At 55.6% G+C, this 12,960-nt stretch carries 12 protein-coding genes; 10 read left to right on the top strand and 2 right to left on the bottom strand.

The window, feature by feature from the left end:
- The first annotated feature begins 17 nt into the window (after nucleotides 1-17).
- The 7 genes from QKW35_RS04360 to QKW35_RS04330 all read left to right on the top strand — a co-directional run bounded on the left by QKW35_RS04360 (nucleotide 18) and on the right by QKW35_RS04330 (nucleotide 6,688).
- Nucleotides 18-941, top strand: a complete 924-nt coding sequence (locus QKW35_RS04360) for a catechol 2,3-dioxygenase (RefSeq protein WP_282351010.1) — start codon at nucleotides 18-20, stop codon at nucleotides 939-941.
- A 117-nt stretch (nucleotides 942-1,058) separates the two neighbouring features.
- Nucleotides 1,059-2,519, top strand: a complete 1,461-nt coding sequence (locus QKW35_RS04355) for a 2-hydroxymuconic semialdehyde dehydrogenase (RefSeq protein WP_282351008.1) — start codon at nucleotides 1,059-1,061, stop codon at nucleotides 2,517-2,519.
- 169 nt (nucleotides 2,520-2,688) lie between these two features.
- Nucleotides 2,689-3,474, top strand: a complete 786-nt coding sequence (dmpE, locus tag QKW35_RS04350; RefSeq protein ID WP_282351006.1) for a 2-oxopent-4-enoate hydratase — start codon at nucleotides 2,689-2,691, stop codon at nucleotides 3,472-3,474.
- Between the two features lie 58 nt (nucleotides 3,475-3,532).
- The gene (locus tag QKW35_RS04345; protein ID WP_282351004.1) at nucleotides 3,533-4,444 is read left to right on the top strand and encodes an acetaldehyde dehydrogenase (acetylating); all 912 of its coding nucleotides are present in this window, start codon (nucleotides 3,533-3,535) and stop codon (nucleotides 4,442-4,444) included.
- Nucleotides 4,445-4,572: 128 nt separating this feature from the next.
- Nucleotides 4,573-5,601, top strand: coding sequence for a 4-hydroxy-2-oxovalerate aldolase (gene dmpG, locus QKW35_RS04340; RefSeq protein ID WP_282351003.1), 1,029 nt, complete (start codon nucleotides 4,573-4,575; stop codon nucleotides 5,599-5,601).
- Nucleotides 5,601-6,407 carry a 2-oxo-3-hexenedioate decarboxylase gene (gene dmpH, locus QKW35_RS04335; RefSeq protein WP_282351002.1) on the top strand — a complete coding sequence of 269 codons (807 nt, stop codon included), beginning with the start codon at nucleotides 5,601-5,603 and terminating at the stop codon, nucleotides 6,405-6,407. The genes dmpG and dmpH overlap by 1 nt, the downstream gene beginning before the upstream one ends.
- Before the next feature lie 89 nt (nucleotides 6,408-6,496).
- A complete protein-coding gene (locus tag QKW35_RS04330) occupies nucleotides 6,497-6,688 on the top strand; it encodes a 2-hydroxymuconate tautomerase (RefSeq protein ID WP_282351001.1) in 192 nt (63 codons plus the stop codon).
- A 147-nt stretch (nucleotides 6,689-6,835) separates the two neighbouring features.
- Here QKW35_RS04330 and QKW35_RS04325 read toward each other — a convergent pair whose 3' ends face one another.
- Together QKW35_RS04325 and QKW35_RS04320 are read right to left on the bottom strand one after the other, a co-directional pair.
- Entirely contained in the window at nucleotides 6,836-7,450 is a 615-nt protein-coding gene (locus QKW35_RS04325; RefSeq protein WP_282351000.1) for a glutathione S-transferase family protein, read from the bottom strand.
- 38 nt (nucleotides 7,451-7,488) lie between these two features.
- On the bottom strand, nucleotides 7,489-8,082 hold the full coding sequence (locus QKW35_RS04320; protein ID WP_282350999.1) for a 2-hydroxychromene-2-carboxylate isomerase: 594 nt from the start codon (nucleotides 8,080-8,082) through the stop codon (nucleotides 7,489-7,491).
- Between the two features lie 194 nt (nucleotides 8,083-8,276).
- Between QKW35_RS04320 and QKW35_RS04315 the strand changes: the two genes are divergently transcribed.
- The 3 genes from QKW35_RS04315 (at nucleotide 8,277) to QKW35_RS04305 (ending at nucleotide 12,938) form a co-directional block, all read left to right on the top strand.
- A complete protein-coding gene (locus QKW35_RS04315; protein WP_282350997.1) occupies nucleotides 8,277-9,176 on the top strand; it encodes a LysR family transcriptional regulator in 900 nt (299 codons plus the stop codon).
- Nucleotides 9,177-9,548: 372 nt separating this feature from the next.
- Entirely contained in the window at nucleotides 9,549-10,526 is a 978-nt protein-coding gene (locus QKW35_RS04310) for a WD40/YVTN/BNR-like repeat-containing protein (protein WP_282350995.1), read from the top strand.
- A 21-nt stretch (nucleotides 10,527-10,547) separates the two neighbouring features.
- Nucleotides 10,548-12,938 carry an efflux RND transporter permease subunit gene (locus QKW35_RS04305; RefSeq protein ID WP_282350994.1) on the top strand — a complete coding sequence of 797 codons (2,391 nt, stop codon included), beginning with the start codon at nucleotides 10,548-10,550 and terminating at the stop codon, nucleotides 12,936-12,938.
- Nucleotides 12,939-12,960 lie beyond the last annotated feature (22 nt).

Here is a 12,960-nt window from a genome sequence, read left to right as displayed (position 1 = left end):
AAACCGAGGACAATGAGATGAAAAAAGGTGTAATGCGCCCAGGTCATATCCAGCTGCGTGTGCTGGATATGAAAGAAGCTCTGGAACACTACCGTGATCTACTGGGCCTGATTGAAGTCGAAACCGACAGTCAGGGTCGTGTCTACCTGAAAGGTTGGACCGAGGTGGATAAGTTCTCTGTGGTGCTGCGTGAAGCGGATGAGCCTGGTATGGACTTTGTTGCCTACAAGGTGCTGAACAATCAGGTACTGGAACAGCTGGAACAGGAGCTGAAAGAGTATGGCTGCCAGGTGGAAGAGATTCCGGCCGGCGAGCTGAACGGTTGCGGCCGTCGCGTGCGCTTTGATTCTCCAACCGGACACATGTTCGAGATCTTCGCCGAGAAAGAGCAGACCGGCAAATGGGGTGTTAAAAACGTGAACCCGGAAGCCTGGCCGCGTGACCTGAAAGGGATGAAGGCGACCCGTTTCGACCACTGTCTGCTGTACGGGCCGAACATCGAAGGCACGGTAAAGATGTTCCAGGAGGTCCTCGGTTTTGATATCGCTGAGCAGGTGATTGACGATGAGGGTAAGCGTCCAGCGCTGTTCCTGACTGTGGGTATGAAAGCTCACGATGTCGCGTTTATCGAATGTCCTGAGCCGGGCAAGCTGCACCATGCCTCATTCTTCCTGGATACCTGGGAAGATGTGCTGCGCGCGGCTGACCTGATCTCCATGGAAGACGTATCCCTGGATATCGGCCCAACCCGCCATGGCCTGACCCACGGTAAAACCATCTACTTCTTTGATCCGTCCGGTAACCGCTCCGAAGTGTTCTGCGGTGGCGACTATCACTACCCGGATCATGAGCCCGTGACCTGGACCGCCGACGAGCTGGGTAAGGCGATCTTCTACCACGATCGTGCCCTCAACGATCGATTCCTGACAGTACTGACCTGATCAGAGCGGCTGTTCCCACGTCGACAGATGTTGGCGTGGATCTGCTGTTGCCGGGTAACGCCGAGCTTCGTACAGGCCAGATATATACCCAGATAGCCATCTGAATGAGAATTTCAAATGAAAGAGTTTAAGCACTTTATCAACGGGGAGTTTGTCAGCTCTGCCAGTGGTAAGTCTTTCGAAAACCGTAACCCTGTTGATAACAGCCTGATCGGCATGGTTCACGAAGCCGGTGAACCTGAAGTGGACGCGGCGGTCGCGGCGGCCAAGGCTGCCATGAACGGACCTTGGGGCAAGATGACCCAAGCCGCTCGTATCGAGCTGCTGAACCGTGTTGCGGATCGTATCAACGAGCGTTTTGAGGAGTTCCTGGACGCCGAGTGTAAGGACACCGGTAAACCACGCAAGATCGCCTCTCATATCGATATCCCGCGCGGCGCAGCTAACTTCAAGGCGTTTTCCGAAACGTTGGCCAACCACCCGACTGAAGCGTTCAAACTGGACACGCCGGATGGTCAGGGCGCATTGAACTACGGTCACCGCAAGCCAAAAGGTGTAGTTGCAGTAATCAGCCCGTGGAACCTGCCGCTGTTGCTGATGACTTTCAAGGTCGGGCCTGCACTGGCCTGTGGTAACGCCGTGGTGGTGAAACCGTCCGAAGAAACCCCGGCCACTGCAACCCTGCTGGGTGAAGTGATGAACGAGTGTGGCGTGCCTGCGGGTGTGTACAACGTGGTGCACGGTTTTGGCGGCGACTCTGCCGGTGCTTTCCTGACCGCCCATAAAGATGTGGATGCGATCACTTTCACCGGTGAAACCAAAACCGGGGAGGTCATCATGCGTGCAGCGTCTGTGGGTCTGCGCAACATCTCCATGGAGTGTGGTGGTAAGAACCCGGGCATCGTTTTTGCCGACTGCGATATGGACAAAGCGATCGAAGGCACCATGCGTTCTGCCTTCGTGAACTGTGGTCAGGTCTGTCTGGGTACCGAGCGCGTGTACGTGGAACGCCCGATCTTTGAAGAGTTTGTACAGCGCCTGAAAGAGGGGGCTGAGAAGCTGAAACTGGGTGTGCCCGAAGATGCCGACGTGGACTTCGGACCACTGGTTTCCCAAGAGCACAAAGAGAAAGTGCTGTCCTACTACCGCCTGGCGGTGGAAGAGGGTGCAACAGTCGTAACCGGCGGAGGTATCCCGGATATGGGTGAAGCACTGAACGCTGGGGCCTGGGTTGAACCAACTATCTGGACCGGTCTTGCCGACGATTCCCGCACCGTGACTGAAGAGATCTTTGGCCCTTGCTGCCACATCCGACCTTTCGATACCGAAGAGGAAGTGATTGAGCTGGCCAACAACACCGAGTATGGCCTGGCGGCCACCGTCTGGACCGAGAACACCTCCCGCGCTACCCGCGTAGCGGAATCCATGGATGTGGGTTTGGTATGGGTGAATAGCTGGTTCCTGCGCGACCTGCGCACTGCCTTTGGTGGTGCCAAGCAGTCCGGAATCGGCCGTGAGGGTGGTATCCACGGCCTGGAGTTTTATACCGAGTTGAAAAACGTCTGCATAAAGCTGTAGGGCGTGCTTTAGGAAACCTTACACAAAAGCTCGAGCTTAAGAGCATCCGCTTCATATTGTAGGGCACCCTTCAGGGTGCCGGCAGGCTGAAGCCTGCCCTACAAAGGCTCGCGATTGAATCTGACCCCAGCTTTCCCGAACAAAACGGGCAACTGAGAAGAGACCAGATATGAACAAAGAACAAATTATCCAGTGTGGTGACGAACTGTTCGACGCGATGCAGCAGCTGAAAACCCTGCGCCCGTTCACCGAACGCTACGACGACATCACCATCGAAGATGCCTACAACATCTCCCTGCGCATGATCGAGCGTCGTGTGGAAGCGGGTGAGGCGATCATCGGTAAAAAGATCGGTGTGACCTCCAAAGCGGTTCAGAACATGCTGAACGTGCACCAGCCTGATTTCGGTTACCTGACTGACAAAATGGCGTACAGCCAGGGTCAGGAGATGCCGATCAGCGAGCAACTGATCCAGCCAAAAGCGGAAGGTGAGATCGCCTTCATCCTGAAAAAAGACCTGATGGGACCGGGTGTCACCAACGCCGATGTACTGGCAGCGACCGACTGTGTGATCCCGTGTTTTGAAGTGGTCGATTCCCGCATTGAAAACTGGCAGATCAAGATCCAAGACACCGTAGCAGACAACGCTTCTTGCGGTCTGTTCATCCTCGGCGACAAGGCGGTAGATCCACGCAAAGTGGACCTGGCGACCTGCGGCATGGTGGTGGAAAAGAACGGTTCCGTAATCTCCACCGGTGCGGGTGCAGCCGCACTGGGTAGTCCGGTGAACTGCGTAGCATGGCTGGCCAATACCCTGGGTGAGTTCGGTATCCCACTGAAGGCGGGCGAAGTGATCCTGTCCGGTTCTCTGGTACCGCTGGAACCGGTTCAGGCCGGTGACCACATGAGTGTCAGCATCGGTGGCATCGGTTCTGCCTCCGTACGCTTCGTATAACAGATAGACGCCAACGAGCGCCTATCGCCCCGCATGACTGTTAAAGGGTGAGAGAAGAATGAGTAAAAAATTAAAAGCGGCCATTATCGGCCCGGGTAACATCGGCACCGATCTGCTGATTAAGATGTTCCGCTCCGAGTGGATCGAACCTGTCTGGATGGTGGGCATCGACCCGGAATCCGACGGTCTGAAACGTGCCAAGGAGATGGGTATCAAGACCACCGCTGAAGGGGTAGACGGCCTGCTGCCCCACGTGATCGAAGACGATATCCGTGTGGCCTTCGATGCAACCTCTGCATACGTACACGCAGAGAACAGCCGCAAGCTGAACGAGCTGGGAGTGATTATGGTCGACCTGACCCCAGCAGCGATCGGTCCATACTGCGTGCCGCCGGTAAATCTGAAGCAGCACGCCAAAGAGTTGGAGATGAACGTCAACATGGTGACCTGTGGTGGTCAGGCGACTATCCCGATGGTTGCTGCTGTATCCCAGGTACAGCCAGTTGAGTACGGCGAGATCATCGCCACCGTATCTTCCCGTTCCGCAGGTCCTGGTACCCGTAAGAACATCGACGAATTTACCCGTACTACTGCCGGTGCGGTCGAGAAGGTGGGCGGTGCCGATAAGGGTAAAGCGATCATCATTATCAACCCGGCCGAGCCGCCACTGATCATGCGTGACACCGTGCACTGTCTGACCAAAGACACACCGGACGAAGCTGCTATCACCGAATCTGTGCACAACATGATCAAGGAAGTTCAGAAGTATGTACCGGGCTACCGCTTGGTGAACGGCCCTGTGTTTGACGGCAACCGTGTTTCCGTCTTCCTGGAAGTGGAAGGCCTGGGCGACTACCTGCCGAAATACGCGGGCAACCTGGACATTATGACTGCAGCGGGTCTGCGCACCGCAGAGATGTTTGCTGAAGAAGCGGCAAACGGAACCATCACGCTGCCAGCGCGCGGATAAGAATGCATTTCCCGAGACGTCGCCACTCAGCCCCCTAAAGGGCATAAAAGCAGGCTGCTACAGAGCGAGAAACCAGTGTAGCAGCGGGCTCCAACCGCGGCATTTACGGGAACATCGAGGGTTTAACGATGAATTTGAAAGACAAAAAAGTAGTACTCCACGACATGAGCCTGCGTGACGGCATGCACGCCAAGCGTCACCAGATCACAGTGGACCAGATGGTGGATATCGCCACCGGTCTGGATGAAGCAGGCATGCCTCTGATCGAAGTCACCCACGGTGACGGTCTGGGCGGTACTTCCGTCAACTACGGCTTCCCAGCCCACTCCGATGAGGAGTACCTCGGCGCAGTTGTGCCCAAGATGAAAAACGCCAAGGTGTCTGCGCTGCTGCTGCCGGGTATCGGTACCGTCGATCACTTGCGTATGGCTAAAGATCTGGGCGTTAGCACCATCCGTGTGGCGACCCACTGTACCGAAGCGGACGTCTCCGAACAGCATATCGGCCTGGCGGCGAAGCTGGAGATGGACACCGTGGGCTTCCTGATGATGGCCCACATGGCCTCCCCGGAGAAGATCCTGGAGCAGGCGAAGCTGATGGAGTCCTACGGTGCCAACTGTATCTATTGCACCGACTCCGCCGGTTACATGCTGCCGGATGAAGTGAGCGAGAAGATCGGTCTGCTGCGTGCCGAGCTGAACCCAACCACCGAGATCGGCTTCCACGGACACCACAACATGGGCATGGCGATCGCCAACTCCCTGGCAGCGGTTGACGCCGGTGCAGTACGTATTGACGGTTCTGTAGCAGGCTTGGGTGCTGGTGCGGGTAACACCCCTCTGGAAGTATTCGTGGCCGTACTGGAGCGCATGGGCGCAGACCACGGTATCGACCTGTACAAGATCATGGATGTGGCGGAAGACCGCGTTGTTCCACTGATGGATCAACCGATCCGTGTAGACCGTGATGCCCTGACGCTGGGTTATGCGGGTGTGTACTCCTCCTTCCTGCTGTTCGCCAAGCGTGCGGAAGCTAAATACGGTATCCAGGCGCGTGACCTGCTGGTTGAGCTGGGTCGTCGCGGCACCGTGGGCGGTCAGGAAGACATGATTGAAGATCTGGCATTGACCATGGCTAAAGAGAAAGGGCTGATCTAATGACCGATTTTAAAGGCAATAGGCTGACCAAAGCACAAATCGAAGAACTGGCGATCCACTGTGAAAACGCCGAACTGGAAGCGTACGAGATCACCAAGATCACTGACGACTTTCCGGATATGACTTACGAAGATGCGTTCGATATCCAGTGGGAGATCCGCCGCCGTAAAGAAGCGCGCGGCAATAAGATCGTTGGCATGAAGATGGGCCTGACCTCCTGGGCGAAGATGTCCCAGATGGGCGTTGAGCACCCGTGCTACGGTTTCCTGGCGGATTACTTTTCCGTGCCGGAAGGTGGCGAGATCAAACACGATGAACTAATCCACCCGAAGATCGAAGCGGAACTGGCATTTGTGACCAAGGCACCGCTGAAAGGCCCGGGTGTACATATTGGCGACGTCCTGCGTGCGACCGACTTCGTAATGCCGGCGGTGGAAGTGATCGACTCCCGCTACAAGGACTTCAAATTCGACCTGAAAAGTGTGATTGCGGATAACTCTTCCTCCTCTCGCTTTGTGACCGGTGGCCGCATGGCCGACGTGGCCGACCTGGACCTGAAGAATCTGGGTGTAGTGATGGAAGTGAACGGTGAAGTAGTGGAAGTCGGCGCCGGTGCGGCTGTACTGGGCCATCCAGCGGCGTCTGTGGCGATGCTGGCGAACATGCTGGGTGAGCGTGGCGAAGAACTGCCAGCGGGCTCCTTCATCATGATCGGTGCGATCACCGCAGCGGTGCAGGTGAACAAGGGGGATTCCTTCTGCGTTCGCTACCAGGATCTGGGCACCATCAGCGGTAAGTTCGTTTAATCTGACCTGTAGCAGCGGACTCCGACCGCGACATTTTTCAAAGTTTGTGTCGCCCTCGGAGCGGGCTGCTACAAATGTGGAGAAACATTATGCCAATCGCACAGATCAATATGATGGAAGGTCGCTCGAATGAGCAGAAAGAAGCGCTGATCGAGGCAGTGACCGCTGCGATTGTCCAGGCTCTGGATGCACCGCCAGAAAGTGTCCGTATCCTGATTAACGAGATGCCTAAACAGCATTTTGGGATCGCAGGACAATCGGCACAGAAGCTGGGGCGATAGGTGGGATATTAAGGAATTAGCGCACTCTACTTTGGGGACCTGTCGGTCCCCTTTTTTATCTCTTAATTGGGCTGCTGCTCTGAATGATGAAGGGGATTGAGCTGATCTATCCCTCTGTCGGACGGATCCGTCAATTGGGATGACGTATCAGTTGATCGAATGCTTCGGTGCCGTGGCCGGATAACTCTCTCGTGCCTTCATCTGGCTAAACCACGCCCGAAGATTTTCAAAACGCTCAGGAATCTCCACGCCATACGCTTCCGCCAGCCCAAAGCGCGCTGTCAGCGCACATTCAGGTAATGAATAGCTGTCTGTAAAAAACGTTTTATCCCCAAGCTGATCGGCTAGATAACCAAGCGCAGCTTCAAACTGAGTGCTGCCGCGCTTGATACGTTCCATATTCCAGTGTGCTTGTGGATTGCCCCGTTTCTCAAAGATCACCTCCCGCAACCCTGTGCCAATCACACCGTCGCTGTATGCGTTGATCAGGCGCGCCTGCGCACGAGCGTCCGGCGCTTTGGGTAACAGCTGTCCTGTCAAATCCTGCAGATACTCGAGGATGACGTTGGATTCGTAGATCACCCGTTCATCCCGGACTAATACCGGCACGGTCTTGCGGGGTGTGAGGGCCTGCCATTGTGCGCGTGTGGCTGGATCGGCGGAGTCTATCCGCTCGATATCTACTCCCAGTTCGAAGAGAGCAAGGCGTATCTTCCAGCAGAACGGGCATTCCGGTTTATCGTACAGACGGAGGTTAGACATGGAGAGACTCCTACTGGCTTTTTATGGAGGGAATGGGATCAGGCGCGGGTCGCACGCAGTTCGCGTAGCTCATCCAGCACAAAGTCGATACGGTCCTGTCCCCAGAAGATCTGGTCTCCGATCACAAAGGTGGGCACTCCGATGACACCCAACTCAGCTGCTTCTTCAGCGTTTTTCTGTAGCTGTGCCCGGTAATCAGCGGAATCCAGCGAAGCCGCAAACTCCTGGCCATTAAGACTAATCTCTTCGGCTACTTCAAGTAACACATCGATCTCACCGATATCCCTGCCATGTGCCCATTCCTGTCGCATCACTTCGACGATGTAAGGGCGCAGCATGCCTTGTTCTTCGGCAAAAAGTGAGCCGATACCCGCGAGTGTTGGATCGGTGGTGGCTGGTGGTGGTGTCAGTGGAATGCCCATACGTTTGGCGAAGCGGGCGATATCCTGACGGGCCAGTGGCATCTTGGCTTTCGCCCGGTCCGGTGGTGAGCGCAGATCCCAGCTGCCGACAGGACGCCAGAGCAAGTTGGTGTTGAAATCGTCTACCACCGGCCAGAGTGTTTTGCTGGCCAGGTACCAGTAAGGGCTGCGGAAATTGAAAAAGAGTTTGACGTCGACAGGTTGAGTCATCGTCCGTTCTCCTGTGGTTGGGAGGAAAAAGACAGGTATCCGGCAATGGGGGCCGGATACCTGGAATGGCATCCGTGGGCAGTTGCCACAGAGTGGATAGCTCTTAGCGTAACGCTTGTGCTATTTTTCGATAAATATCAAAACTGTCATATAACCTGTGAATTGTATTCACAGGTGGGGCTGGAGTGGTTGTGGTGGATAAACTGAGTGAGATGCAGGTGTTTGTGGCAGCAGTGAAGTCGGGCAGCTTCTCAGCGGCGGGTCGTGAGCTTGAACTTTCGCCGTCGGCGGTGAGCAAACTGATCTCGCGGATGGAATCCCGCTTGGGGGTTCGGTTGCTGAACCGTACCACCCGCACCTTGAGCCTGACCGAAGGCGGGCAGGTTTATTATCAGCGCTGCCTGGATATTCTGCAGGATGTGGAAGCGGCGGAAGATGCGCTGAGTGGTTTTGGTCAGATACCCAAGGGGATCTTGCGTATCAACAGCTCCCCTGGGTTTGCCCGGCAGCAGTTGCTGCCCCTGTTGCCCGGATTCAAGAGCCGGTATCCGGAGATAGAGATCGAGTTGCAGCTCAGCGGGTTTTCCGTGGATCTCATCGGCGAGCGGATCGATGTGGCGATCCGCTTAGGGGAGTTGGAAGATACCAGTCTGGTTGCCCGTAAGTTGGGGGAGAGTCAGCGACTGGTCTGTGCCAGCCCCGACTATATAGAACGTTTTGGCAAACCCCGGACGCCAACCGAACTGGAGCAGCATCAATGCCTACGCGTGTCGACTAATGAGGCGTTTAACCGTTGGCGATTCTTTCGTGACGGGCAAAGTGAGCTGGTGGAGGTCAGCCAAGGCTTTGTGACGGATAACGTCGAGGCACTGTATGAGTATGCGTTGCTGGGCGGGGGTATCGTCCGGTTATCCAGCTTTATGGTGGGGGAGGCGATCGCATCGGGGCGCTTGATACCGTTGCTGCAGGAGTATGAAATCGATAAGCAGCAGATCCACCTATTGTATGCCCACCGTCGTCACCTGCCAGCAAAAGTCCGTGTATTTGTCGATTATCTGCTGGAGCAGTTCACCCCTAGTCCACCTTGGCGATGACGTGGTACGGCATGAGTCATATCCATCATCAAGGTTCGTCATATTTTTAATGATTTGCTCAATAGCTTTACCGGTTGATGATTTGGTTAAGGCTTAAACGATTTGCTTGATGAAATCATTAAATCTCATTGAGCGAATAATGAGGAATATCCCATTCGCGATTCCTCTAGGTTTTTTCTGATAATTCGCTGTCGCGCTGCAAAGCCCGTGAAGACTGGCCTGTAGCCGGGTACGGTAAAGGATTTCAAGAAATCTAAGAAACTGGCACGCCCGTTGCTCACACCTTCTTGAGACGGTGTTTTTACACCCAATTCAAGACTTTTGGTGAAGTAAGCGATGACGTCAATAATTAAAAAAACATGCGTCGAGGCTGTGGACAGTTCTGTTGTTACCTCCCACGCTTCCCGCGCAAAATCTGTCAAAGGATCTCTGGTCGCAGCGCTATTGCCGTTGGCGCTAACCGGTTGTGAAGCCCCTCTGAATCTGGAAGGGGTGGATAAAGAGCTGGCCAAATCCGTTCGTCGTACCGATCAATTTCAGGCTGTTGCAGCCAATGATTCCACCGTCCTGGCGGTGGGCAGTGATGGTATTGTGCTGAGCAGCCCTCTCGATACCCTCAGCTGGAATCGTCAACGGATCCCATCCCAGCCCAGCCTGGTGGATGTGGAAACCTGCCCGGATCAAAGCTTTGTTGCGTTGGGCATGGATGGCCAGGTCTGGTTTGCCGATAGCCGCGGCAGCAACTGGCGTGCATCCGCCACCGGGACCCAGGAAAGCGCACTCTCCCTGGCGTGTGGGCCAGACAACAGTGTGTGGGTAACCGCCAGCTTCTCAACCATCATCAGCTCCCGCAACAAGGGTGATAGTTGGAATGAGGTCTCACTGGAGGAAGACGCCCAACTGACCGATGTGACGTTCATCGATGAGAACACCCTGATCATCGCCGGTGAGTTTGGGCTGGTGGTGAAAAGTACCGATGGCGGCACGACCTGGTCTGCCCCCGAGTTCATGCCAAACGATTTCTACCCGCAGGGGATTTACTTTACCTCGGCCGACGAAGGTTGGGCCGCGGGTTTGAGTGGTCAGATCCTGCACACCTCCGATGGTGGTGTCAGCTGGCAGCGCCAGGAAACCCCTACCGAATCCCCTCTCTACAGCTTCCACGCCTTGGGCGAACGCCTGTTTGTCACCGGCGATCACGGCAACGTACTTGAGCTGAATGGCAAAGGCTGGAAGCAGATCGACTCCCCGAAGATTCCGGTGTATCTGCGTGATGCACAGGCGCTGAGTGAGAAGCAGCTGCTGGTCGCTGGCGGTTGGGGCTCGCTGTTCACTGTAGACGTCAAATAACAACAACAGGTTGTACCCATCATGGATAAAAAATCCGCAGACGCCCATAAGGCGACACACTTTTTACATAGCCTGGATGAGTCGGTGTTTCGTCACCCGAAACTGATCCTGAGTGTGATTCTGGCGATCACGCTGTTCTTTGCGTACCAGATTCCCAGCGTGAAGATGTACTCCGACTTTGCGGACCTGTTGCCACAGAGCCATCCCTATATCGAGCTGCACAACGAGATCAAGGAGTCCTTCGGTGGCGCCAACGTGATCATCGTGGGTGTAGAGGTGGAGGAGGGCGATATCTTCAGCAACGAGGCGTTGGCCAAGATCCACCGCATCACCATGGCGGTGGACAGCCTGCCGGGCATTAACCACAACCTGGTGGCCAGTGTTACCCACCGCAACTCGCGTAAGGTATGGATGACACCGGAAGGCAACGTGAACTCCAAGTCCTATTATGATCCACAAGGTGAAGAGATGGATGCGGAGGCCCTGGCCCAGCTGCGCAATGACGTGGTGGCCGATCCGCGCGTATACGGTCCGCTGGTTTCACCGGACATGAAAATGGCGCTGGTGAAAGCGCAGCTCAACGAAGGCCAGCTGGATTACGAGAAGACCTTCAACGAGATCCAGCAGATGCGTGCCGATGAAGCGGCCGCAGGTATCAAGATCCACGTGACCGGTCAGCCGATGCTGGTGGGCTGGGCGTACCAGTACCTGGATCAGATCATCGAGATCTTTCTGTTTACCGCGTTGATCATGATCTCGCTGCTGGTGTTCTATTTCCGTAAGGCCTACGGCGTGCTGATCCCGTTGGGCGCGGTAATCGTGTCCTCCATCTGGGGGATCGGCATCATCTCTCTGTTTGGTTACAACCTGGACCCACTAGGTCTGGTAATCCCGTTTCTGATCTCGGCGCGCGCCATGTCGCACGGTATCCAGATTGTGGAGCGTTACTATCTGGAGCTGAACGACCACTCTGACCATCATCTGGCGGCACGTCTGACCTTCGATAACCTGTTCCGCCCAGGCAGCCTGGGGGTTGTCTCCGACGCCATCGGTCTGTTGTTGATTGCCATCGGTTCCATTCCGCTCAACACCAAGCTGGCGCACTACGCGTCTCTGTGGGCACTGACCATCATTATCACTGTCTTGTTGGCCGTACCGCTGCTGCTGTCGATCCTGCCAAAACCGAAACAGCACGACATTAAACACAACATCTTCCGCAATGTGGGTTACGCCTGTGCGAGCATCATTAGTGGCGAGCGCGCGGCGAAGAATGCACTGTTCGTCGCAGCTTTCCTGCTGGCGGGGGGCTGGTACTTCAGCGCCAAGGTAGTGATCGGTGAGTCCGAGCCAGGTAGCCCGATCCTCTATCAGGATCATGACTACAACATCAGCTCCAAGGCGGTGAACGACAGTTTTCCAGGTTCGGAAGAGCTCTACATTGTGGCTGAGGCTGACGAAAAGGGCGGCATCAAGCGTCCTGAAGTACTGAAAGCGCTGGCCGACCTGGAAGCACATATGCTGCTCGATCCGGATGTGGGTGGTGCTAAGGGCATTCCAGATCTGGTGAAGCAGGTGAACCGGCTGCTGCACAACGACGATCCGCGCTGGGCACAGATCCCGAATGACGAGATGTACGTGGGTGGTCTGATGTTCACCTACATGATGTCCAGTCCGATTCCGGGGGCATTGAAGGAGTTTGTGGATACCGACGAGCGTATCGCCAACCTGGTGTTCTACTACAAGGACCATCAGGGCGAGACCATCCGTCGCGCGATCCATACGGCTAAGCAGTGGATCGAAGAGCACGGCAACGATGTGGAAGGGCTGACCATCCGTCTGGCGGGCGGCACCATCGGTGTCACGGCATCCATGAACGAAGCGGCCTACGAGACCAACCTTTGGGTACTGCCGCTGGTATTCATCCTGATCTTCGCCATGGTGATGTTCTTCTACCAGTCCCTCATGGCGGGCACCATGATGTTTATGGCGATGCTCTTCGCCACCACCTTGACCTACGCCTATATGGGCGTGACCGAGATGGGCATCAATATCAACACCGTACCGATCATCGCTGTAGGGGTGGGGGTTGGTATCGACTACTCCATCTACATGATGGACCGCATCCGTACCGAAATGGTGGCGCTGAAAGACATTAGCGCTGCGGTGAAACGTGCCATCAGCACCACTGGTCTCGCCATCAGCTTCACCGCGATCACCCTGATCGCCGGCATTGTGATGTGGGTAATCCTTTCTGACCTGCGCTTCCAGTCCGATGCGGCCCTGTTGCTGATCGTGATGGTCTTGCTTAACGGTGCGGCGGCGATGCTGCTGGTGCCGAGCTGGGTGCTGGTCTTCAAACCGAAGTTTATCTGCGAAGCCTATACGGACGAGGACGGCATCATCCATGCCTGAGCTGTGCGTAGATGTCCAAACA

Source organism: Pontibacterium granulatum (assembly GCF_029961155.1).
Lineage (GTDB): Bacteria > Pseudomonadota > Gammaproteobacteria > Pseudomonadales > Balneatricaceae > Pontibacterium > Pontibacterium granulatum.
The sequence above is the reverse complement of the archived record's forward strand: the minus strand, read 5'-3'. Positions and strand labels throughout refer to the sequence as shown.

Bases quoted from the DNA above. Each gene is read 5' to 3' on its own strand.
- QKW35_RS04360 (WP_282351010.1), top strand. From the start codon at position 18: ATGAAAAAAGGTGTAATGCGCCCAGGTCATATCCAGCTGCGTGTGCTG.
- QKW35_RS04355 (WP_282351008.1), top strand. From the start codon at position 1,059: ATGAAAGAGTTTAAGCACTTTATCAACGGGGAGTTTGTCAGCTCTGCC.
- dmpE (WP_282351006.1), top strand. From the start codon at position 2,689: ATGAACAAAGAACAAATTATCCAGTGTGGTGACGAACTGTTCGACGCG.
- QKW35_RS04345 (WP_282351004.1), top strand. From the start codon at position 3,533: ATGAGTAAAAAATTAAAAGCGGCCATTATCGGCCCGGGTAACATCGGC.
- dmpG (WP_282351003.1), top strand. From the start codon at position 4,573: ATGAATTTGAAAGACAAAAAAGTAGTACTCCACGACATGAGCCTGCGT.
- dmpH (WP_282351002.1), top strand. From the start codon at position 5,601: ATGACCGATTTTAAAGGCAATAGGCTGACCAAAGCACAAATCGAAGAA.
- QKW35_RS04330 (WP_282351001.1), top strand. From the start codon at position 6,497: ATGCCAATCGCACAGATCAATATGATGGAAGGTCGCTCGAATGAGCAG.
- QKW35_RS04325 (WP_282351000.1), bottom strand. From the start codon at position 7,450: ATGTCTAACCTCCGTCTGTACGATAAACCGGAATGCCCGTTCTGCTGG.
- QKW35_RS04320 (WP_282350999.1), bottom strand. From the start codon at position 8,082: ATGACTCAACCTGTCGACGTCAAACTCTTTTTCAATTTCCGCAGCCCT.
- QKW35_RS04305 (WP_282350994.1), top strand. From the start codon at position 10,548: ATGGATAAAAAATCCGCAGACGCCCATAAGGCGACACACTTTTTACAT.